Origin of the sequence: Sphingobium trunci (assembly GCF_022664535.1) — a bacterium.
GTDB lineage: Bacteria > Pseudomonadota > Alphaproteobacteria > Sphingomonadales > Sphingomonadaceae > Sphingobium.
Genome location: NZ_JAKUJY010000009.1, coordinates 47,258 through 68,941, shown reverse-complemented (window position 1 = coordinate 68,941; position 21,684 = coordinate 47,258). Strand labels below are relative to the sequence as shown.

At 66.7% G+C, this 21,684-nt stretch carries 22 protein-coding genes; 11 read left to right on the top strand and 11 right to left on the bottom strand.

All coding sequences use genetic code 11. From position 1 onward, the window contains the following. Positions 1-462, bottom strand: coding sequence for a DUF6456 domain-containing protein (locus MJ601_RS10315; protein WP_242126005.1), 462 nt, complete (start codon positions 460-462; stop codon positions 1-3). Positions 463-563: 101 nt separating this feature from the next. Between MJ601_RS10315 and MJ601_RS10310 the strand changes: the two genes are divergently transcribed. Together MJ601_RS10310 and MJ601_RS10305 are read left to right on the top strand one after the other, a co-directional pair. Continuing rightward, positions 564-1,127: a helix-turn-helix domain-containing protein gene (locus MJ601_RS10310; protein WP_242126002.1), complete on the top strand. Its 564-nt coding sequence runs from the start codon at positions 564-566 to the stop codon at positions 1,125-1,127. Between the two features lie 56 nt (positions 1,128-1,183). Beyond that, positions 1,184-2,359: a glycosyltransferase gene (locus tag MJ601_RS10305; protein WP_242126000.1), complete on the top strand. Its 1,176-nt coding sequence runs from the start codon at positions 1,184-1,186 to the stop codon at positions 2,357-2,359. Here the strand turns inward: MJ601_RS10305 and MJ601_RS10300 are convergent. Next, positions 2,356-4,014: a molybdopterin oxidoreductase family protein gene (locus MJ601_RS10300; protein WP_242125998.1), complete on the bottom strand. Its 1,659-nt coding sequence runs from the start codon at positions 4,012-4,014 to the stop codon at positions 2,356-2,358. The two genes, MJ601_RS10305 and MJ601_RS10300, sit on opposite strands and share 4 nt — an antisense overlap. Positions 4,015-4,112: 98 nt before the next feature. Between MJ601_RS10300 and modA the strand changes: the two genes are divergently transcribed. Next, positions 4,113-4,886: a molybdate ABC transporter substrate-binding protein gene (modA, locus tag MJ601_RS10295; protein WP_242125995.1), complete on the top strand. Its 774-nt coding sequence runs from the start codon at positions 4,113-4,115 to the stop codon at positions 4,884-4,886. Positions 4,887-4,892: 6 nt separating this feature from the next. Here the strand turns inward: modA and MJ601_RS10290 are convergent, their stop codons facing one another. Continuing rightward, entirely contained in the window at positions 4,893-5,639 is a 747-nt protein-coding gene (locus tag MJ601_RS10290) for an HAD-IIB family hydrolase (protein WP_242125993.1), read from the bottom strand. A 110-nt stretch (positions 5,640-5,749) separates the two neighbouring features. Here MJ601_RS10290 and modB point away from each other — a divergent pair, with 110 nt between their 5' ends. Both modB and MJ601_RS10280 read left to right on the top strand, forming a co-directional pair. Next, positions 5,750-6,448 carry a molybdate ABC transporter permease subunit gene (modB, locus tag MJ601_RS10285; protein ID WP_242125990.1) on the top strand — a complete coding sequence of 233 codons (699 nt, stop codon included), beginning with the start codon at positions 5,750-5,752 and terminating at the stop codon, positions 6,446-6,448. Next, a complete protein-coding gene (locus MJ601_RS10280) occupies positions 6,438-7,046 on the top strand; it encodes a molybdenum ABC transporter ATP-binding protein (RefSeq protein WP_242125988.1) in 609 nt (202 codons plus the stop codon). The genes modB and MJ601_RS10280 overlap by 11 nt, the downstream gene beginning before the upstream one ends. A gap of 71 nt (positions 7,047-7,117) precedes the next feature. Here MJ601_RS10280 and MJ601_RS10275 read toward each other — a convergent pair whose 3' ends face one another. The 5 genes from MJ601_RS10275 to MJ601_RS10255 all read right to left on the bottom strand — a co-directional run bounded on the left by MJ601_RS10275 (position 7,118) and on the right by MJ601_RS10255 (position 11,518). After that, complete coding sequence (locus MJ601_RS10275) at positions 7,118-8,770, bottom strand: capsular polysaccharide export protein, LipB/KpsS family (RefSeq protein WP_242126192.1); 1,653 nt, start codon at positions 8,768-8,770, stop codon at positions 7,118-7,120. Between the two features lie 81 nt (positions 8,771-8,851). Further along, positions 8,852-9,292 carry an HIT family protein gene (locus MJ601_RS10270; protein ID WP_242125986.1) on the bottom strand — a complete coding sequence of 147 codons (441 nt, stop codon included), beginning with the start codon at positions 9,290-9,292 and terminating at the stop codon, positions 8,852-8,854. A gap of 11 nt (positions 9,293-9,303) precedes the next feature. After that, positions 9,304-9,939, bottom strand: coding sequence for a CoA transferase subunit B (locus MJ601_RS10265; protein WP_242125984.1), 636 nt, complete (start codon positions 9,937-9,939; stop codon positions 9,304-9,306). Beyond that, positions 9,939-10,811, bottom strand: a complete 873-nt coding sequence (locus MJ601_RS10260) for a 5'-nucleotidase, lipoprotein e(P4) family (RefSeq protein ID WP_491572905.1) — start codon at positions 10,809-10,811, stop codon at positions 9,939-9,941. The genes MJ601_RS10265 and MJ601_RS10260 overlap by 1 nt, the downstream gene beginning before the upstream one ends. Beyond that, complete coding sequence (locus MJ601_RS10255) at positions 10,808-11,518, bottom strand: CoA transferase subunit A (protein ID WP_242126188.1); 711 nt, start codon at positions 11,516-11,518, stop codon at positions 10,808-10,810. Before MJ601_RS10255 ends, MJ601_RS10260 begins: the two co-directional genes overlap by 4 nt. 89 nt (positions 11,519-11,607) lie before the next feature. Here MJ601_RS10255 and MJ601_RS10250 point away from each other — a divergent pair, with 89 nt between their 5' ends. Further along, entirely contained in the window at positions 11,608-12,492 is an 885-nt protein-coding gene (locus tag MJ601_RS10250) for a LysR family transcriptional regulator (RefSeq protein ID WP_242125982.1), read from the top strand. Here MJ601_RS10250 and thiS read toward each other — a convergent pair. After that, positions 12,489-13,490, bottom strand: a complete 1,002-nt coding sequence (gene thiS, locus MJ601_RS10245) for a sulfur carrier protein ThiS (RefSeq protein WP_242125980.1) — start codon at positions 13,488-13,490, stop codon at positions 12,489-12,491. The two genes, MJ601_RS10250 and thiS, sit on opposite strands and share 4 nt — an antisense overlap. A gap of 94 nt (positions 13,491-13,584) precedes the next feature. Between thiS and aroQ the strand changes: the two genes are divergently transcribed. The 4 genes from aroQ (at position 13,585) to arsC (ending at position 16,414) form a co-directional block, all read left to right on the top strand. Beyond that, positions 13,585-14,025 (top strand): type II 3-dehydroquinate dehydratase, encoded by a 441-nt coding sequence (aroQ, locus tag MJ601_RS10240; RefSeq protein WP_242125978.1) that lies wholly within the window; start codon positions 13,585-13,587, stop codon positions 14,023-14,025. Between the two features lie 196 nt (positions 14,026-14,221). Continuing rightward, positions 14,222-14,704, top strand: a complete 483-nt coding sequence (accB, locus tag MJ601_RS10235; protein ID WP_242125976.1) for an acetyl-CoA carboxylase biotin carboxyl carrier protein — start codon at positions 14,222-14,224, stop codon at positions 14,702-14,704. 13 nt (positions 14,705-14,717) lie between these two features. Beyond that, positions 14,718-16,070, top strand: coding sequence for an acetyl-CoA carboxylase biotin carboxylase subunit (accC, locus tag MJ601_RS10230; protein ID WP_242125974.1), 1,353 nt, complete (start codon positions 14,718-14,720; stop codon positions 16,068-16,070). After that, a complete protein-coding gene (gene arsC, locus MJ601_RS10225) occupies positions 16,067-16,414 on the top strand; it encodes an arsenate reductase (glutaredoxin) (RefSeq protein ID WP_242125972.1) in 348 nt (115 codons plus the stop codon). The genes accC and arsC overlap by 4 nt, the downstream gene beginning before the upstream one ends. Positions 16,415-16,441: 27 nt before the next feature. Here the strand turns inward: arsC and MJ601_RS10220 are convergent, their stop codons facing one another. Beyond that, positions 16,442-17,035 carry a hypothetical protein gene (locus MJ601_RS10220; protein ID WP_242125970.1) on the bottom strand — a complete coding sequence of 198 codons (594 nt, stop codon included), beginning with the start codon at positions 17,033-17,035 and terminating at the stop codon, positions 16,442-16,444. Between the two features lie 281 nt (positions 17,036-17,316). On the opposite strand from MJ601_RS10220, the gene polA reads away from it, so the two are divergent. Beyond that, positions 17,317-20,103, top strand: a complete 2,787-nt coding sequence (polA, locus tag MJ601_RS10215; RefSeq protein ID WP_242125968.1) for a DNA polymerase I — start codon at positions 17,317-17,319, stop codon at positions 20,101-20,103. Between the two features lie 111 nt (positions 20,104-20,214). Here polA and MJ601_RS10210 read toward each other — a convergent pair whose 3' ends face one another. Continuing rightward, the gene (locus MJ601_RS10210) at positions 20,215-21,660 is read right to left on the bottom strand and encodes a mannose-1-phosphate guanylyltransferase/mannose-6-phosphate isomerase (protein WP_242125966.1); all 1,446 of its coding nucleotides are present in this window, start codon (positions 21,658-21,660) and stop codon (positions 20,215-20,217) included. Positions 21,661-21,684: the final 24 nt, after the last annotated feature.

Here is a 21,684-nt window from a genome sequence, read left to right as displayed (position 1 = left end):
TCACCCCAACCGATACCACCCGGCCACACGCTCCAGCGCGAGCGTCAGCACCAGCTTGCCCGCCCGGCTGGGCCAGCCCAGCGCCTTTTCCGCCGCGACCAGCCCCTCGCCGGCGCAGGCCACGCGCCACAATATGTCCGCCAGCCCCGGCCCCGCCGCCCGGATCGCACCGTCGAACCGCTCCCGCGCGGAAAGCTGGGCCAGGGTCGGATCGGCCTTCCCGGCCCCGGCGCTTGCCTGCGCGGGCACGGCATCCCATCGCATCGTCACCCGCGCGCCCAGCCCCGCCTTTTCCCAATCCGTCCGCAGCCTGTCCCCTGCAAGATAATGGCGCTCGCTCAGATGCCCGCGCGCATGCAGCCAGGCGAGCGGCGATTCGCCCAGATTGACGGCCATTTTCCGCGGCAGACCGAAGGGATCCTCGATGATCCGCTCGACAAATTGCTTGGGTTGCGTGGGCATGGAGCCGCCTCCTCCTCAAAAATCACGGGAGAAGGGCCTTGCCATCCACGCCTGATTGCAGGAAAGAGAAAAAACCAAATAGGTAAAAAATAGGACGCAAGATGATTACCCGCATCCGGGAAGTGCGCAAGGCGAAGGGGTTGACGCTGGAACAGGTGGGTGCGCTGTGCGACCCGCCGACCACGGCCCAGACCATCGGCCGCCTGGAAACAGGGACCCGAACCGTATCGGTCAACTGGCTGAACCGGATCGCCCGCGCGCTCGGTGTCGCCTCGTCCGAACTGGTCGCCCTGCCCGGACAAAGCGTCGTGCCCGTCGCCGCGCTGCTGGGGCCGGAGGGCGCGCGCGCTCCCACCCGCCCGCTCTCCCTCGCGCCGCCCGCCCCCGCCGACGCCATGGTCGGCGTGCAGGTGTCCGGCAGCATCGGCGATTACCGCAGCGGTGATGAAATATGGTGCCGCCGCATCCTGCCGGAGGAATTTGCCGGCGCCCTCAACCGCGACCTGCTGCTGCCCCGCCATGCCGGGCGCTTCCTGTTCGGGCGGCTGATCGGGCGGGAGGACGACCGGCTGCAGATCCTGCCCCTGGGCAGCGGATCGCGCCAGCAGGTGATCACTGACCCGCCGTGGGGCGCCGTCGCCGTGCAACTGGTGAGACGGCTGTAGACAAAAGCGGCATCATCCTTAACCCTGTGGTGACCAAGGCACTTTAGGAAGAGGCCATGACGCTGAACGTCCTGACGCTGTCCACGCTGTTCCCCGACATGAGCCGCCCCCATTTCGGCGTCTTCGTCGAGCGGCAGGCGCGCGAACTGGCGAGCCGGGACGGCGTGAAGGTCACGGTGGTCGCGCCGCTGGGCATCCCGCCCTGGCCGCTTTCGACCGCCAGACATTATGCCCCGCTGCGCGCCCTGCCGCGCAAGGAAAGGTGGAAGGATCTGACGGTCTACCGCCCGACCTTCCCGATCATCCCCAAATTCGGCGGGCGGATGAACGTTTACAGCATGACCCGCGCGATCCTGCCGCTGGTCCGGCAGCTCCACGCCCAGCAGCCCTTCGACGTCATCGACGCCAGCTTCTTCTTCCCCGACGGGCCGGTGGCGCAGCGCCTTTCCCGCGCGCTCGGCATCCCCTATTCGGTGAAGGCGCGCGGGGCCGACATCCATTATTGGGGGACGCGGCGGGGCACCCGCAAGATGGTGAAGCGCGCCGCCGACGACGCTGCGGGCCTGCTCGCCGTGTCGGACGCCATGCGCCGGTCGATGGCGCGCATGGGCATCGATGCGGGGAAGATCCGCGTCCATTATACCGGCGTCGATCTCGACCGTTTCGAAGTGGCCGACCGCGCGGCGGCCAAGGAAGCGCTCGGCTTCGAAGGGCCGGTGGTGCTGTGCGTCGGCGCGCTGATCCCGCGCAAGGGGCAGGAACTGCTGGTGCGGGCGCTGCCGCAATTGCCCGCGGTCACGCTGCTGTTCGCGGGGCAGGGGCAATATCGCCGCGCCCTTGAAAATCTTGCCGCCGAACTGGGCGTCGACCGCCGCATCGGCTTTCTGGGGTCCGTGCCGCACGACCGGCTGCCCCGCATCTATGCCGCCGCCGACGTCATGGCCCTGCCCTCCTCTTCCGAGGGCCTGGCCAATGCCTGGGTCGAGGCGCTGGCCTGCGGCACGCCGCTCGTCATCAGCGATGTCGGCGGCGCGCGCGAACTGCTCGACCGCCCGGAAGCGGGCCAGATCGTCGAGCGCGAACCCGAAGCGATCGCCGCCGCCATCAACGCCATCCTCTTCAACCCGCCGGAGCGCGAGGCCGTCCGCGAAACCGCCCGCCGCTTCACCTGGAGCGCCAATGGCGACGCGCTGGTCGAGCATCTGCGCTCGATCGCCGGCCAGGCGTCCTAATCCCAGATCGGCACCAGCCGCGCGCGGCCATCGGGCGTCGGGAAGCGCCCCTCGTCGAACGGCGTCTCCCCCCAGCGCCAGGGCGTCAACTCCTCATAGGCCGGGTTGGAGATGGGAGCGTGCCGCTTCAGATCCAGCAGCCGCGCGCCCTGGTTGCCATAGGCGGTCAGCCGCACATATTCTCGATAAATGTCGGCGGGCCGCTCATAATGGAAGGCGTCGCGCCAGCCCATGGCGCGGGCGAGCCGGGTCATGATCCACCAGTCGGGCTTCGCCTCGCCCGGCAGGGGGAAAAGCCGCCGCTGCCGGCTGATCAGCCGGTCGGCTCCGGTCAGGGTGCCGTCCTTCTCGATCCAGACGGGCGAAGGCAGGGCGATGATGCGCGGCCCCGCCGCTTCCGGCTCCATCCATGGCGTGCAGAGGATGGCGAGCGGCACCTGCCCCAAGAGCGCGCGGATCGGATGCGACGCCGGGGGGAGGCCGCCCATGACCAGCAAGGCCTTGACCTGCCCCGCTTCCACCGCCTCGGCCAGCGGCGCGCCCGACAGGCCGGCCCGGTCGGCCATGGCCGTCCCGCCCCAGAAGCGGCCGACCTGGGCGAGCGATCCAGCCGAAAAATCACGATGCACCGCCAGTTCGCCAGCCCAGCAGCCGACCTCCCGCCCACCCATGCCGTTGGCCGCGCTGGTGACGGCAAAGGGCGCCGCGCCCGGCCGGCCGATCCGCCCGGTCGCCAGATGCAGGTTCAGCACCGCCGCCGACAGCCGCCGCGCGGCCGCGCCCGTGCTGGCCGGGCCGAACAGCGTGACCATGCGGGGCACGGCGGCGACAGCATCGTAAAAGCCGCGCACCTCGCCCGGGGCCAGCCCACAGGCCCGCGCCACCGACCAGAGATCATGTCCCCGGCGCAGGTCCGCCCAGAACCCTTCCGGAACGGCCACCCTTCGCTCCAGTCCATCAGGGTCGACCGCGCCGCTGTCATGGCAATGCAGCAGCAATCCGGCGATCAGCGCCGCCTCGCTGCCCGGCGCGACCTGCAGGCGCAGGTCCGCCTCCATATCCCGCCCGTCATCGTCCTGCGCGATCAGGATCAGCCGGGTTCCCCGCGCCGCCCGGACCGCCCCGATCCGCTCCTGCAGCACCGGATGGCGCCCCGCCGTCGATCCGCCGACCAGCAGCAACAGGTCCGCCTGGCCGAGATCCTCGCAGGCGGCAGGCATCACATCCTCGCCAAAGGCCGCCCGCTGCGCGGCCGCCACGCCCCCCGCCCCGGCGAAAGGGGCGTCGATATGGGCGGAGCCGACAAAGCCCTTCATCAGCTTGTTGGCGACATAATAATCCTCGGTCAGCAACCCGCCCGGCACATGCAGCGCGACGCTGCCGGGACCATGGCGGGCGATGATCCCGCCCAGCCGCCGCGCCGCATGGGCCATGGCCCGGTCCCACCCGGCCGGCCGCCCGCCGATCATCGGCTGCAACAACCGCCCCTCCAGCGACAGCATGCCGTTGAGCGCATCGCTTCGGTCGCACAACAGGCCCGCATTGGCCGGATGCACCGGATCACCCGCGATTGCGACCTCCCGCCCCTCGCCGGTCACCGCGCGAATGCCGCAGCCCACGCCGCACTGGCCGCAAAGCGAACGGATCACCGGCACAATGTCGTCAGGCCACGAAACGGAACATCATCACCGCCGCCGTTTAGCCGATGACCGGCCAAGACAAAAGACCGGCAAGCTGGCACAAGGGGCGGATGATGATGAAAGTGATTCTCCGCGCTGCCGCGCTGCTCGCTATATTCCTTCATATATTATTGACCCCCGCCATGGCGCAGCAGCGCGGGCCGCTGGTGCTCGCCGCCGCCAGCATGCAGGAGGCGATGAACGCTGCGGCCGACGCCTGGGCGGCGCAGCGCCATGCCCGGCCCACCCTCTCCTTCGCCGCCTCCTCCGCGCTCGCCCGCCAGATCAGGAGCGGCGCCCCGGCGGACCTGTTCGTCTCCGCCGACGAGGACTGGATGGACGATATCGAGAAAGCGGGCCTTGTCGCGCCCGGCACCCGCGCCGATGTGGCGGGCAATCGGCTGGTCCTGATCGCACCGGCGCGGATGCCGCTGCGCCTCCGCGTCGCCCGCGCCATGCCGATCGCCAGGGCGCTCGGCCCATCGCGCCTCGCCATGGCCAATCCCGACAGCGTGCCCGCGGGCAAATATGGCAAGGCGGCGCTGACCGCGCTGGGCGTCTGGCCGTCGGTCGCGGACCGGCTGGCGCTGGGCGACAATGTCCGTTCCGCCATGGCGCTGGTCGAGCGCGGCGAGGCGCGGCTGGGCATCGTCTACGCGACCGACGCCCGCGCATCGAAGGACGTGATGGTCGCAGGCCTGTTCCCGCCGGGCAGCCACGCGCCGATCCGCTATCCGCTCGCCCGCCTCGCCGGCAGCCGCAATCCGGATGCGGAAGCCTTCCGCCGCTTCCTGCTGTCGGGCGCCGGGCAGGCGATCCTCGCCCGCTATGGCTTCAGCAGGCCTTGAGAGAGGTTATTTCTGACACGCCACGATCGCATCGATGACCGACAGCGTCTCCTGCGGATCGCGGACGCGCACCGTGTCCAGCCCCAGTTCCTTGGCCGGATAATCATTGCCGCCGGGGAAGATCGCATCGCCGATGAACATCATCGCGTCGAGCGCGATCCCGCTCGCGTCGCGCAGCTTCTTCAGCCCATAGGCCTTGTCAACGCCCGCCCGCGTGATGTCGATGGAGGTCGCGCCGCCCATGTTGATCGACAGGCCGGGCAGACGCTGGCGCAGGTCCGCCTGGATGATCCTGCGCTTGGCGAAATCGGGGTCCCACACATCCTTGGCATGGATCGGCGCCTGCTGGCCGAGCGCGGAAAAGGTGATCTGGCTGCCCCGGTCCTCGATCCGCTCGCCCCACACCTCCTCCGGCACGAAGCCGGTCGCTTCCAGCGAAGCGTCGAACGCCGCGAAAATCGCCTGCTTCTGCCCATCGTCGAACAGTTCGGCGAAGACCGGCGCCCAGGCGCCGTCGCGATGCGTGTAGAGCTTGGTTCCGGTGGTCGGCATCAGCCAGAGGCGGGACAGGTCCGCCCGCGCGGGCAGTCGGCTCGCCACCTGCTTGTCGAATTGCGGCCAGTCCCCGCCCGAAATCACCGCGACATGGGCCACCGTCAGCAGGTCGGCCAGCGCCTCCCCCATCGCCTCGCCCAGCGGCTGCTTGCTCTCCGCCAGGGTTCCGTCAAGGTCGAAGGCGATCAATTCTTTCATGCGAAATGCTCCGATCGGGTCATGGGTCCGGCTTTGCCCTGTGAACCGGCGCGATGCAACGCCGATGACCGGGACTGGCATTTTCCGCCCAGCTGTTCGAAAGAGGCGGCATGATCCTGTCATCCGAAGAATGGGGCATCGTGACGCTGTCGTTGCAGGTCAGCCTGGTGGCGGTCGGCCTCATGCTGCCCGTCGCCTTCGCGATGGCGTGGATGCTCGCCCGGCTCCGCTTTCCCGGCAAGCTGCTCGTCGATGCGCTGGTGCACCTGCCGCTGGTGGTGCCGCCGGTGGTGACCGGATGGCTGCTGCTGCTGCTGTTCGGCGCCAACGGCCCGATCGGCAGGCTGTTCGAACAGGCGCTGGGCATCAGCTTCATGTTCCGCTGGACCGGCGCGGCGCTGGCCTCCGCGATCATGGCGATGCCGCTGATGGTGCGCGCCATGCGCCTGTCGATCGAGGGCATCGACCGGCGCCTGGAAAGCGCCGCCGAAACGCTGGGAGCGGGCCGCTGGCGGGTCTTTCTCACCATCTCCCTGCCGCTTGCCTTGCCCGGCGTGCTGGCGGGGCTGGTACTGGGTTTCGCCCGCTCCATCGGCGAATTCGGCGCGACCATCACCTTCGTCTCCGACGTGCCAGGCGAGACCCGCACCCTGCCCATCGCCATCTATTCCGCGCTGCAGCTGCCCGGCGGGGAGATGGCGGTGACACGGCTCGCCATCATCTCGATCCTGCTCTCGCTGGGGGCCCTCGTCGCATCGGAAGCGCTGGCACGGCGGGCCAATGGCGGAAGGACCAACCATGTCCTTTGACCTCAGCATCGACCATGCCGTCGGGGATCGGCGGATCAGGCTGGACTGCCGTACCCAGGCGGGCCTTGTCGCCCTGTTCGGTCCGTCGGGCGCGGGCAAGACCAGCATCCTCAACATGGTCGCGGGCATCATGACGCCCGACCGGGGCCGGATCGTGGTCGGCGGCGAGACGCTGTTCGACAGCGAGACGGGCGTGGATATTCCGCCCGCCCGCCGCCGGGCCGGCTATGTCTTCCAGGACGGACGGCTCTTTCCGCACATGCGGGTGCGGGCGAACCTGCTCTATGGACGCCATGCGCAGGCGCCCATGGCCCTGGAGGCGGTGCTCGATGTCCTCGGCATCGGCCATCTGCTCGACCGCTGGCCCGCCACGCTTTCGGGTGGGGAGGCCCAGCGCGTCGCCATCGGCCGGGCGCTCCTGTCGGGACCGCGCTTCCTGTTGCTGGACGAACCGCTGTCCTCGCTCGATCCGGCCCGGCGGGACGAGATCATGCCGGTCATCGAACGGCTGAAGCAGGAACTCGCGATGCCGATCCTCTATGTCAGCCACGACCGCGCCGAGGTCGAACGGCTGGCCGACCAGGTCATCGCCCTATGACGAGGACGGCATGACGAGGGCGGCATGGCGAGGGCGGCGGACCCGCTTGCGCCAACGCCTGCCCCAGCGCGTCAGCCACGCAGATACTCGGCGGACAAGGTCATGAATCTCCGCAACTTCCCCTGTAAAGTGCGCAGCCGGATCAGCCAGGACATCGGCGACGGCGCCCCGCTCGCCAGACGGTCGACCATGATTTCAGGTCCGCAGGGCAGGCGCGTCATCGGGTCCAGATAGCGCGGATAGAGAATCAGGGCACCTGCAACAAGCTGGTCCAGGCTGAGCGAGCGCCCGCGCCGCCCGCTGGCGGGAGCCAGATCGCGCGTCAGCCCCCAACCCGCATAAAAGGGCATGCCATGCACCGTCACCGGCCGGTCGCGCATCAACGCCTCGAAGCCGGTGAGGGAGGAGAGCACATGCACTTCGTCCACCGCCTGCACCAGCGCCATCAGCGGCGATCCCAGGTCGATGGCGTCAGCCACAGCCAGAACCGCCGCGTCGCTCAGATGCCCCTTGCGCAGCCCGGCCTGCACATCGGGATGCGGGCGGTAGACGATCCATGCCTCGGGCTCGGCCGCGCGCACACGCCGCAGAAGGTCGAGATTGCCGGCGACCCCTGCCCCGCCATATTCGACCGACAGATCATCCTCCACCTGCCCGACCGCCAGCACCGTGCGCCGTCCCTGCGGCAGGGCGATCATCACGCCTGCTTCCCTGCCATATTTGGTCACGCCCGAAGCGCGGATCATCGCCCGCAAGCAGGCCGCCCGCCGTTCTTCGGCGGGAGCAAAGGCATGTGTGGCCAGCAGCGTCTCCATATCGCTGGGGCTGCGCGCGTCGTAATAGATGCCCGACCGGTCGACCACCACCGATCCGGGCGGGTGCAAGGCCGCGCCCAGCCCCTTCGATCGCAGGAAACCGTCCTCCACCTTGGCGACTGCCACGCCGCTGACGCGCGCCTCCTCCAGGACGGCGCCGGACACGCGTGAAGGCCATACCGCCAGCGCGCCGCCTTCCCGCTGCGCCCGCCGCAGGCCCTTCTCGGCCGGCAGGAAGGGCGGGGAACACACCCCATCCCAGAGGAAATGCCGGATCGCCTCGCGCTTCCAGAGGGCCATGCCGCTGGCGGCCGCAATGCCGCGATTGCCGTCCAGATGCCGCCGCCAGTCGGCCAGTTGCGCAACCGCCCATGCCGCATCGACCGCTTCCCCGCTGAAACAGTCGCGATAGCTGCCTGCCGCCACCGCCGCCCTCGCCGCTTCGCGCAACATGCCGGGCGCGACCGGCGCGCCGTCCGGCCCGAAGACCGGCACATTCAGCAATCCCGCGACGATCGCCAGTTCATCATCCGGCGCCGCGTGGACGGATCGCGCCGCCCCGATCACCGACCATAGGTCGACGGGCCGCGGCAGGAGCCGTCCGGCCACTCCGCCCGCCACGCGCCTCGATCCGCGCACGATGCCGATATCCTGCCGCGCCAGTCCCTCGCGCGCCGCCTGCGGAACAGCCACGCCTTCCCGCGCGACCAGCCGGATGCCCTGGGGCCGGTGTCCCCAGAACATGCCCCCGACCCGCGCCTGGGCGATCGCATCGAGCAGCGCATCGGACACGCCCTCGGCCACCTCAGCCGCTTGCCGCCCTTGCGCCTCCCGCACGCGGCTGATCGCCGCCGTCGCGGGCGCAATGCCCGGAAAGGGGGGGGAACGCAGAAAGGGAATCGCATTCACGATGGACCGCTGCCCATAATAGCCGGTCGCCCTGAAAGGCTTGAGCGCCATGTCAGCGCGCTTCCACGGGGACCGGTCGCATCAGAACTGGGCGCGAATCTCTTCGGCCAGGGCCTGCAATGCGGCCGGATCGGCGAAATTGCCCTGCGCATGGGCGACAAAGCCGCGCGGCTGCCCTTCCCAGCGCGGAACGATATGGAAATGCAGGTGGAACACGGTCTGCCCGGCGGGCGCGCCGTTGAACTGCGCGACATGGATGCCGTCGGGGTCCAGCGCCCTGCGCGTGGCGTTGGCAACCTTCTTCACCGTCGCCATCACCTGCGCCAGCGCCTCGTCCTCAACCTCCAGGATGTTGCGCGCTTTCGACCATTTGGAAATGACCAGGCTGTGCCCCTTGGACTGCGGCTGGATGTCGAGGAAGGCGTAGCTGTGCTCATCCTCATAGAGTTTGGTCGAAGGGATCTTCCCCTGCAGGATGAGGGCGAAGACATTGCCCTCATCATAAACACCATCCAGGCTCATGCTGCCAATCCTCAGCTCACATAATGAGCCGTCGTCTTAGCGGCGACTTCCTCCGCCGTCACGCCCGGAGCGAGTTCAATGAGTTTGAACGGGCTGTCATGGTCGGGCCGCTGGAACACGCAAAGGTCGGTGACGATCATGTCGACCACATTCCTGCCGGTCAGCGGCAGGGTGCAGGCCGGGATGAATTTCGGGCTGCCGTCCTTGGACGTATGCTCCATGACGACGATGATCTTCTTGACGCCCGCGACCAGGTCCATCGCGCCGCCCATGCCCTTGATCATCTTGCCGGGGATCATCCAGTTGGCGATGTCGCCATTCTCAGCGACCTCCATCGCACCCAGCACGGTCAGGTCGATATGCCCGCCGCGAATCATCGCGAAACTGTCCGCCGAACTGAAATAGACCGACTGCGGCAGTTCGCTGATCGTCTGCTTGCCCGCATTGATGAGGTCGGCATCCTCCTCGCCCTCATAAGGGAAGGGCCCGATGCCCAGCATGCCGTTTTCCGACTGCAGCGTCACCTCAACCCCGGCGGGAATATGATTGGCCACCAGCGTCGGAATGCCGATGCCGAGGTTCACATAGAAGCCGTCCTGAAGTTCCTTCGCCGCGCGGGCGGCCATCTCGTCACGGGACCAAGCCATTAGTTCTTCTCCCTCGCGGCGGGCCCGGCCCACCTCTTGTCCAACGGAAACACATCGTCGAAGCCGCCCTTGAGGGCGCTTCCATAAACAGGGTTGGGCAGCACGAACCAGCCGCGCCCCCACAGACCGGCCACCGCATCCTGCGTCGTCGCGGCGCGGCGGGCCGGAACCGGCTGCCCCGCATTGAACAGGTCGGAAAAATCGCCAAGCTGGTCGCCAGCCATCGCAATCACGCAATAGCGCGCCGCGATGGTCGCCCGGCGCCCGTCCTTGCGCGATCCCATGGCGTCGTCGCCACTCAGGAACAATGTCTCGCCATGCACCGCATCGCCCAGGCCGGCCGCCCGGATCGCCCGGACCGTCGCCTCGACATTGGCGGCGGAGCGGTTGGTGTTGAACACCACCGTCACGCCCAAACGGCGCAATTCGCCCAGCGCCCGGTCAGCGCCCGGCACCGGCCCGACCGCACCCTCGCCAGTCTGTTCCCACGCATCCCAGCCCGCAGCGTCAAAGCCGTTGCCGGTCCGGGCGCCATCATATTCATAGCCCGTGTTCAGCATCACCGTCTCATCGACGTCGAACAGGGCGGCGAACGGCTTGTCCCCGCACGGCACGAAGCGCGGCGCGTCCAAGGCCGCGCCCGCCGCCAGCACGACGCTGTCCTTCGGGCGCGCCTTCACCGCCGCAGCCACATAGGCCGTCAGCACCTGCCAGACCTGCGTCGAGAGCGCCGCCGCCTCGCCGGAGCCATAAAGATACTGCATCCCGGCGGGCGGATCGGCGGGCGCCACCGGAACCGGCTCCGGCCGCCCGGTCGAGCAGGCCGCGAGAAGCGCCAGCGCGCCTGCGGAAACCGCGCGGCGGCCGATCACGCCGCTTCCCGCGTCCGCACCGTCCGGAACTCGATCTTCTTGTCATAGGGACTGCCTATGATCATGCGCTTCACATAGATGCCCGGCAGGTGGATCGCATCGGGATCGAGGCTGCCGGTCGGCACCACTTCCTCCACTTCCGCGACGCAGATCTTCGCCGCCGTCGCCATCGGCTGGTTGAAGTTGCGCGCGGTCTTGCGGAAGATCAGATTGCCGCTCTCGTCGGCCTTCCAGCCCTTGATGATCGCCACGTCCGCGAAAATCCCGCGCTCGAGAATATAGTCCTGCCCGTCGAAATTCTTGACCTCCTTGCCCTCGGCCACGGCGGTCCCGACGCCGGTCTTGGTGTAGAAGCCCGGAATCCCCGCGCCGCCCGCCCGGCACCGCTCCGCCAGCGTCCCCTGGGGGCAGAATTCCACCTCCAGCTCGCCGGACAGATATTGCCGCTCGAACTCCTTGTTCTCGCCGACATAGCTGGAGATCATCTTCTTCACCTGCCGCGTGCGCAGCAGCTTGCCGAGGCCCTCGCCGTCGATCCCCGCATTGTTGGAAGCGATGGTCAGGTTCTTCACCCCCGAATCGCGGATCGCGTCGATCAGCCGCTCGGGAATGCCGCACAGGCCGAAACCACCCGCGCAAAGCTGCATTCCGTCGAACAGCAGGCCATCCAGCGCGGACGCGGCATCGGGGTAGAGCTTCTTGACCATCGGCATCCCTTCCTTTCGCAACTGCACACAATCTTAGGCGGGCGAACCGATCAATACCAATGATTTGTTTTTTCGGTTATGCCCAAATAATGGCTATCAATCGCATCGCCTTCTACCATCTCGAAACGCTGCTGTGGATCGCGCGGCTGGGCACGTTCGCGGCGGCGGCGGCACGGCTCAACACGACCCAGCCTGCCATTTCCGCCCGCGTGAGGGAACTGGAAAACCATCTGGGCACCGCGCTGTTCCGGCGGGAAGGGCGCACCATGACGCTAACCCCCGCCGGGCGCGAACTGGTGCGGGAAAGCGAACCGCTCTGGGCCCGTTTCCAGAGCGTGCTGACGGAATGCAGCGATATTTCGGGGGCGACCGGCGTCGTCCGCATCGGCGCGGGTGAGATTGCGGCGGCCAGTTGCCTGCCCGGCTTCGTCGCGCAACTGAACCACGACCTGCCACGCGTCTCGCTCGAAGTGGAAATCGCGCTCACCGCCGACCTGATCCAGCAATTGACCGCCGGGCGGACGGACATCGCCTTCGCTCCGGGACAGATCGCCCATCCGATGCTGCGCACGGTGCCGATCGGCGGCGTCGACCTGCTCTGGCTGGCCAGCCCCGGCACGGTGGCCGCGATGCGCGATGCGCCCACCGCCCTGAAGGTGCCGATCTGGTCGCTGTCCAACCTGTCGCCGCTCTACCGCATCATGAAGGAGGCGATCGCCGCCTCCGATCTGGGCTGGCGATCGGTCAATCTGTGCAACAACATGCGCACGATGATCGACATCGTGCTGGAAGGCGACGGCATCGGCATTTTCCCGCAGCCCATGGTCCGCCAGCAGATGGCCGAGGGGACGCTGGTGCCGGTGCCGGGCGCCCCGGCCATGCCGCCGGTCGAGTTCCGGGTCGCCGTGCGCGCCACCGAAACCGACCCGCTGGTCCTCGCGATTTTCGAACGGGCCGCGCGGCTCGACCTTTAGATAAGGCCAGCCAGCGGACTGGAAGGATCGGCATACATGCGCTTGCCCATCCGCCCGGCGCGATAGGCCATGCGCCCCGCCTCGACCCCCGCCTTCATCGCGGCGGCCATCAGCACCGGGTCCTTCGCCTCGGCGATGGCGGTGTTCATGAGCACGCCGGTGCAGCCCAGTTCCATCGCCTGCGCGGCTTCCGACGCCGTGCCCACGCCCGCATCGACCAGCACCGGCAGCTTCGTGCCCTCGACGATCAGCCGGATCGTCACCCGGTTCTGGATGCCCAGCCCCGACCCGATCGGCGCGCCCAGGGGCATGATCGCGACGGCGCCCACATCCTCCAGCCGCTTCGCCGCGATCGGATCGTCGACGCAATAGACCATCGGCTTGAAGCCTTCCTTGGCCAGTATCTCGGTCGCCCGCAGCGTTTCCACCATGTCGGGATACAGCGTCCGCGCCTCGCCCAGCACCTCCAGCTTGACGAGATCCCAGCCGCCCGCCTCCCGCGCCAGGCGCAGCGTGCGGATCGCCTCCTCCCCGGTATAGCAGCCCGCCGTATTGGGCAGGTAGGTGATCGTCTTCGGGTCGATGAAATCGGTCAGCATCGGCGCCTTGGGATCGGACACATTGACCCGCCGCACCGCCACGGTGACGATCTCCGCCCCCGAAGCCGCGACCGCCGCCGCATTCTGCTCGAAGCTCTTATATTTGCCGGTGCCGACGATCAGCCGCGAACGGAACGTCCGGCCCGCCACCGTCCAGCTATCCTCCTCTTGCGGCCCCAGATCGCCGCCGCCAACGAAATGCACGATCTCCAGCTCGTCGCCATCCTCGACGCACACCTGCGCCAGCGTCGAACGCGGCACCACCTCCAGGTTGCGCTCCACCGCGACCTTCTCCGGCACGAAGCCCAGCTCGCTCGCCAGCTCCGCCAGCGTCATGCCGCCGCGCACGCGGCGATGCTCGCCATTGATGTGGATGGAGATGGTTCCGTCGACGCTCACTATGCAAACCTTCCTTGATGCGGCTAAGAGGTTTTGCGCCGCCGGGCGCATATAGGGGCGGGGGCGCCCTGCTCGCAACCATAAGGGGATCGTCATGGCCGAAACGCGCAAAATCTATGTGTTGAATGGTCCCAATCTCAACATGCTGGGGACGCGCGAGCCGGAAATCTACGGCTATGACACGCTGGACGACATTGCGGAGCGGATGGAGGACGCCGCCAATCGCGCCCATGTCGAGATCGACTTCCGCCAGTCCAACCATGAAGGCCATCTGATCGACTGGCTGCAGGAAGCGCATGCGGAAGGCGCGCATGCCGTCATCATCAATCCCGGCGGCCTGACCCACACCTCCGTCGCGCTGCACGACGCGATCAAGGGGATCACGGTTCCGGTGATCGAAATCCACCTGTCCAATCCCCATGCGCGCGAGCCTTTCCGCCACAAAAGCTATGTCGGCATGGCGGCGAAGGGGACCATCGCGGGCTTCGGCCCCCTGTCCTACATGCTGGCACTGGAAGCGGCGCTCGAGCTTTAGGACAGCCCGGGAAAAGTGGGAACCGGTCTTCCACTTGAACCTTTCTGCCCGACGATGCGACGAGCGGGAGCCGGAGCGCGCGACCATGCCGGATTGGGCGCAACGGACTCCCGCTCATCGCTCAAAAGTTGCGCTTCGCCCGAAATGCGCATAGGCGCGACCGTCAGAAACGAAATTCACCGTCCAGGGACATGACATGAACGATAAGGCTGAAAAGGGCGCAATGCAGGTAGACGTGCAACTGGTGCGCGACCTCGCCACACTGCTCGACGACACCAACCTGACGGAAATCGAGGTCGAGGACGGCGATCGCAAGATCCGCGTCGCGCGCAAGGCGGGCGGCGCCGCCATCGCCTATGCACCCGCCCCCGTCGCCCCCGCCCCCGTGGCGGCCGCTCCGGTAGCCGCCGCCGCTCCGGCCGAGGCAGCCCCGGCGACCGTCGCCGCCAATGCCGTCCGCTCGCCCATCGTCGGCACCGCCTATCTCGCGGCCGAGCCGGGCGCCGCGCCCTTCGCTCCCGTCGGCGCGACGGTGAAGGCCGGCGACACCGTGCTGATCGTCGAAGCCATGAAGGTCATGAACGCGATCACCGCCCCCACCGCGGGCACGGTCAAGGCGGTGCTGGTCGATAACGGCCAGCCGGTCGAATATGACCAGCCGCTGATCGTCATCGAATAAGGCCGCGTTTCCAATGGCCATTGAAAAGCTGCTGATCGCGAACCGGGGCGAAATCGCGCTCCGCATCCATCGCGCCTGCCATGAAATGGGCATCAAGACGGTAGCGGTCCATTCGACCGCCGACGCCGACGCCATGCATGTGCGCCTTGCCGACGAAGCCATCTGCATCGGCCCGCCCGCCGCCAAGGACAGCTATCTCAACATCGCCGCGATCATCTCCGCCGCCGAAATCTCCGGCGCGGACGCGATCCATCCGGGCTATGGCTTCCTGTCGGAAAACGCCCAGTTCGCGGAAATCGTGGAGGCGCACAATATCGCCTTCGTCGGCCCCAAGCCCGAACATATCCGCATCATGGGCGACAAGGTCGAGGCGAAGCGGACGGCGGGCGCGCTCGGCCTGCCGCTGGTCCCCGGCTCCGACGGCGCTCTCTCCAGCGTCGAGGAAGCGAAGGCAGTGGCCGCGAAGATCGGCTACCCCGTGCTCATCAAGGCGGCATCGGGCGGCGGCGGCCGCGGCATGAAGGTCGTGCCCTCCGAAGATCTGCTCGAAACATCGATGAAGCAGGCCGGTTCGGAGGCGAAGGCAGCCTTCGGCGACGACACCGTTTACATGGAAAAATATCTCGGCAACCCCCGGCATATCGAATTCCAGGTGTTCGGCGACGGCAACGGCAACGCCATCCATCTGGGCGAGCGCGACTGCTCGCTCCAGCGCCGCCACCAGAAGGTGCTGGAGGAAGCCCCCTCCCCCGTCCTCTCCACCGCGGAGCGCGACCGGATGGGCGAGGTGGTGCGCAAGGCGATGGCCGACATGGGTTATCGCGGCGCGGGCACGATCGAGTTCCTGTGGGAAGACGGCGAATTCTACTTCATCGAGATGAACACCCGCCTGCAGGTGGAACATCCGGTGACGGAGATGATCACCGGCGTCGACCTGGTGCGCGAACAGATCCGCGTGGCGGAAGGCAAGCCGCTGTCGGTCGCGCAGGAGGATATCGAATTCCACGGCCACGCCATCGAATGCCGCATCAACGCCGAAGACCCCCGCACCTTCGCGCCGTCGCCGGGCACCGTCACCAGCTATCATGTGCCGGGCGGGATGCATGTCCGCGTCGATAGCGGCCTGTACCAGGGCTATAAGGTGCCGCCTTATTATGACAGCATGATCGGCAAGCTGATCGTCTATGGCCGCACCCGCGAGGGCGCGATCATGCGGCTGCGCCGGGCGCTGGAGGAATATGTGATCGAGGGCATGAAGACCACGATCCCGCTCCACCAGAAGCTGCTGACCGACCCCGAATTCCTCAACGGCGACTATACGATCAAGTGGCTGGAGGATTGGTTGGCGAAAGACGAGCAGGCGTGACGAAGGCGACCATCTGGCACAACCCCCGCTGCTCGAAATCGAGGGCCGCACTCGCGATCCTTGAAGCCGCGCCGGGGGTTGAGGTCGAGGTGGTCGAATATCTCAAGACCCCGCCCAGCCGCGCCGAAATCGAAGCGGTGCTGCAAAAGGCGGGCATCCGCCCCTCGCAGGCCGTCCGCAAGGGCGAGGCGGTGGCCAAGGAAATCGGCCTCGACCTGACCGACGACAAGGCGGTCCTGGACGCGATGGCGGCACACCCGATCCTGATCGAACGCGCCATCGTCATCACGCCCAGGGGCGCCGTCATCGCCCGCCCGCCGGAACGGGCGAGCGAAGTGCTTTAACGATCGCAAATTTGCTGCTGGCAGCGGCTATCGACGCGTAACCGAAACGCTGAACAATGGGACAAGTGCGCAATCGGCGGGCGCTTCTCCAAAAGCAGCATGATCCAAGCAATTAACCGCAGAAGCGAAATTCGTCGCTATGGCAGCGCGAACGATACCATTGTCGCGCATGGAGGCGTCGACGCCACCACCTTCGACCGAAGTGCTGATATCCCGATCAAAGAGCAGCTGTCCATTGTCGATCCTGATCAGACGATAATGCATAGTGACAGTGGTGCGATTACGTCTAGCTATTCGGAATGGAGTGCTATCGCCGCCCCAACCGACGATCAGCCGGGCCCTCGCAGCTCCGGTGTTCGAAGCCAGCATGTTCATGCGCTCGAGGCTTTCACGCAACGCCATATTGATGCTCGACCGCTTGGCAGCAGCGATCCAGTTGAGTGACGAACTCTTTATCGTGGGCGGCAGGCCTTCAATCTCTCCTACCTCGATCCGCTGATACAGAGGATGAGCGGGAACAAGCGGCCTCGGGCTCTCCGGGGAATATGGCAAACCAATCCCGACAAGAGGGATTTCCTGCGCCATGGCCTCCACGGGATTAAAAGCCGAAGCGAACAGCATCGCAGCTATCAAGTAACGCATCCTGCAATGAAACAGCAAACAAATGATCGTTGGGTTAACGTCAACCAGTGTTGAAGGCCTCCGTCAGAAGTTTTTTCCTGTCCTACACGCCGCCGCACAGGCTACACCCGATCCCGCTCTTTGAACCGTAAACCGCCTGCAGGAAAACGCCCGGAGCCGGTGCTTTCCCACCTCTCCATCGTGTCACCTATGTCACCCAAATCCACCCCCGCGACATAGGCCACTGGAGCCACCCCACATTACCCGCTATCCCCTCCCCCATGCCCCAGAATCATCTCTACCTCGTGGACGGCAGCGGCTATATCTTCCGCGCCTATCACCAACTTCCGCCGCTCACCAACAAGCATGGCCAGCCGGTCGGCGCGGTCTATGGCTATACCACCATGCTCTGGAAGCTGGCCGACGAACTGGGCAAGGCGGAGGGGCCGACCCATCTCGCTGTGGTGCTGGACAAGGGCAGCCACACCTTCCGCAACGACATGTACGACGCCTACAAGGCCAATCGCCCGCCGCCGCCCGAAGACCTCGTGCCGCAATTCCCGATGATCCGCGACGCCACCCGCGCCTTCTCCCTCCCCTGCATCGAGGAGGCGGGTTTCGAGGCCGACGACATCATCGCCAGCTACACCAGGGCCGCCGTCGCGGCGGGCTGGCACGTCACCATCGTCAGTTCCGACAAGGACTTGATGCAGCTCATCCAGCCCGGCGTCGACATGTACGACACGATGAAGAATGAACGGCGCGGCGCCGACTATGTGATGGCCAAGTTCGGCGTCCAGCCGGAGCAATTGGGCGACGTCCTGGCCCTGATGGGCGACAGCGTCGACAATGTCCCCGGCGTCCCCGGCATCGGCCCCAAGACCGCCGCCAAGCTCATCACCGAATATGGCGGGCTGGAAGCCGCGCTGGCGGCCGCGCCTTCGATGAAGAAGTCGAAGATGCAGGAAAATCTGATCGCCCATGCCGACATGGCCCGGCTTTCCCGCCGCCTCGTCGCGCTGCACGATGCGATGGACCTGCCCGAACCGCTGGACGACCTGACGCTCAAGGGCATTCCGCTCGAACCCTTGCAGGCCTTCCTCGAACATCATGGCTTCAAGTCGCTGCTCGCCCGCGCCGGGGCACCCGCCGCCGCCGTGGCCGTTGCGACCGCGGCCGCCGCCGTCACCGAGGTCACGCCCCCCGCCGCCCCGGTCCATGAGGAAGAACCGCCGATCGACCGCAGCCTCTACGAAACGGTGGTGACGCAGGAGGCGCTCGACCGCTGGATCGCCGCCGCCCATGCAGAAGGTCTGGTCGCCGTCGATACCGAGACGGACATGCTGGACTGCGTGTCCTGCGCGCTGGTCGGGATCAGCCTCGCCGTCGGGCCGAACGCGGCCTGCTACATCCCGGTCGGCCATGGCGGCAAGGACATGTTCGCGGAAAAGCCGCAGCAGCTTCCCCTCGCCCTCGTCCTCGCCCGGTTGAAGCCGCTGCTGGAGGACGACAGCGTCCTCAAGATCGGGCAGAATCTCAAATATGACCTGACCGTCATGCGCCGTCACGGCATCGAGATCGCCCCCTATGACGACACCATCGTCATGAGCTTCGACCTCGACGCGGGCCAGAGCCTTGCCGGCCACGGCATGGACGAGGCGGCGAAGGTCCACCTCAATCACACATGCATCAGCTTCAAGGATGTCTGCGGCACCGGCAAGAGCCAGATCAGCTTCGCCGAAGTCCCGCTCGACAAGGCGACCGAATATGCGGCGGAGGATGCCGACGTCACGCTGCGGCTGTGGAAGCTGTTCAAGACCCGCATCGCCCATGAAGGCGCCACCCGCGTCTATGAACTGGTCGATCGCCCGCTGGTCGGCGTGATCGCGAAGATGGAGCATGAGGGGATCAAGGTCGACCGCGAAGCCCTGTCCCGCCTGTCTTCGGAATTCACCGCGGGCATCGCCGCGCTGGAGGCGGAAATCCATGCCCTTGCGGGCCAGCCCTTCGCCATCGGATCGACCCAGCAGCTGGGCGCGATCCTGTTCGACAAAATGGGGTACAAGGGCGGCAGGAAGGGCAAGTCGGGCGCCTATTCCACCGATGTCACCATCCTCGAACAGCTCAAGGCGCAGGGCGCCGAGATCGCGGGGAAGGTGCTGGACTGGCGCCAGCTATCGAAGCTCAAATCGACCTATACCGACGCGCTCCAGGCCCAGATCAACAAGGATACCAGCCGCGTCCACACCAGCTACAGCCTGTCCGGCGCGCAGACCGGCCGCCTGTCCTCGACCGACCCCAATCTCCAGAACATCCCGATCCGCACGGAGGTCGGCCGCCAGATCCGCCACGCCTTCGTGGCCGAGCCGGGCAATGTCATCCTTGCGGCGGACTATAGCCAGATCGAACTGCGCCTCGCCGCGCATATGGCCGACGTTCCGGCGCTGAAAGAGGCCTTCGCCAATGGCGAGGACATTCACGCCGCCACCGCCCAGCAACTGTTCGGGGAGGTCAACCGCGACACGCGCGGCCGGGCCAAGACGATCAATTTCGCGATCCTCTACGGCATTTCCCGCTGGGGCCTCGCCGGGCGGCTGGAGATCAGCGCCGACGAAGCGCAGGACATGATCAGCCGCTATTATGAGCGCTTCCCCGGCATCAGCCTCTACATCACCGACACGATCGAGAAGGCGCGCTCAAGGGGTTATACCGAAACCCTCTTCGGCCGGAAGACATGGTTCCCGCGCATCAAGGCCCCGGTCCAGCATGAGCGCCAGGGCGCCGAGCGCGCCGCGATCAACGCCCCGATCCAGGGCACCAGCGCCGACATCATCAAGCGCGCCATGGCCCGCATGGGACCGGCACTGGCGGCAGCGGGCCTGGGCAAGGTGAAAATGCTGCTGCAGGTGCATGACGAACTGGTGTTCGAACTGCCCGAAGGCGATGTCGAACAGGCCAGCGCTGTCATACGCAGGGTCATGGAAAGCGCCGCCGAACCGATCGTGAAACTGAGCGTGCCGCTTGGGGTGGAGATCGGTCATGGCCGCAGCTGGGGAGCTGCCCACTAACCTTTCCCATCATTCCCGCGAAGGCGGGAATCTATCTCCCACGAGAATGTGCTTGGTGCAGCGTCGGGAGGTGGTTTCCTTCGCGGAATGACGAATGAGAAGATGTGTGGCTCAACTCCGCGCGTAGCGATCCTCGTAGCGGACGATATCGTCCTCTCCCAGATAGGTGCCCGTCTGCACCTCGATGAAGACCACGGGGATCCTGCCCGGATTCTCCACCCGATGCTTCGCCCCCGAAGGCACATAAAGCGACTGGTTCTCGGTCAGCAGCGTCACCTCTTCATTCACCGTCACCCTGGCCGTTCCCTCGACCACGATCCAATGTTCCGACCGATGGAAATGGCTCTGCAGGCTCAAGGACTGCCCGGGCTGCACGATGATCCGCTTGACCTGAAAGCGTTCGCCCGACAGCAGCCCTTCCACCCAGCCCCAGGGCCGGTGATCCTTGGGAAAGCTCTCCGCCTGCACCGCGCCCTTGGCCTTCAGCGCTTCCACCGCCAGCTTCACATCCTGCGATCGCGCCTTGTCCGCGATCAGCACCGCATCGTTCATCGCCACCGCTATGATGTTGCTGAGGCCAATGCCGACCAGTTCCATGCCGTCGCTGTCCGACCGCAACAATGTGTCGTTGCAATCGATCGCCGTCGCTCCGCCGCTGACCGTCACGCCATCCCCGTCCGGCCCGGCATGGCTCCACACCGCGTCCCAGCCGCCCAGGTCCGACCAGCCTGAATCATAGGGCACGACCGACAGATTGGCGGCCCGCTCCATGATCGCATAGTCGATGGAAATGTCCGGCGCCTGCCCCCAAGGTTCCGGCGCCAGACGCAGGAACCCCAGGTCGCCCTCCGCCTGCTCCACCGCAGGCACCGTCGCCGCCAGCACGTCGGGCGCATATTGCTCGAATGCCGCGATCAGGTCCTTCGCCGCGAACAGGAAAATCCCGGCATTCCAGAGATGATCGCCGCTCGCCAGCATCTTGGCCGCCCGCTTCGCATCGGGCTTTTCCACGAAGCGCTTGAGCTTGATCGGCTCGCCCGATCCATCGGGCCTGGCCACGACCTGCAAATAGCCATAGCCGGTTTCCGGCCGTGTCGGCGCAATGCCGAAGGTCACCAGATCGCCCGCCCGGGCAGCCCCCAGACCCCGGCTTACCGCCGCGCGGAAGGCGTCGGCATCCGGCACCACCTGGTCAGAGGGCGCGACCAGCATCACCGCTTCGGGATCCTGCGCCGCCAGATGCAGCGCCGCCGCCAGAATCGCAGGCGCGGTGTTGCGCACCGAAGGTTCGATCATGATCGCTTCCGCGTCCACGCCCTCCTGCGCCAACTGCTCGGCGACGATGAAACGGAAGGTCGCGTTGGTCAGCACCACCGGCCGGGCAAAGCCATAGCCCTCCCCCGCACCCGACAGCCGCCGCACGACCGAGCGAAACAGCGTATCCTCCCCCAGCAGGGGCACGAACTGCTTGGGATAGGATTTGCGCGACAACGGCCACAGCCGCGTCCCCGATCCACCCGCCAGAATGACGGGGGTAACGCTCTGAATATCTGTCACGCCAACAGCCTTCGTTGAAGAGGA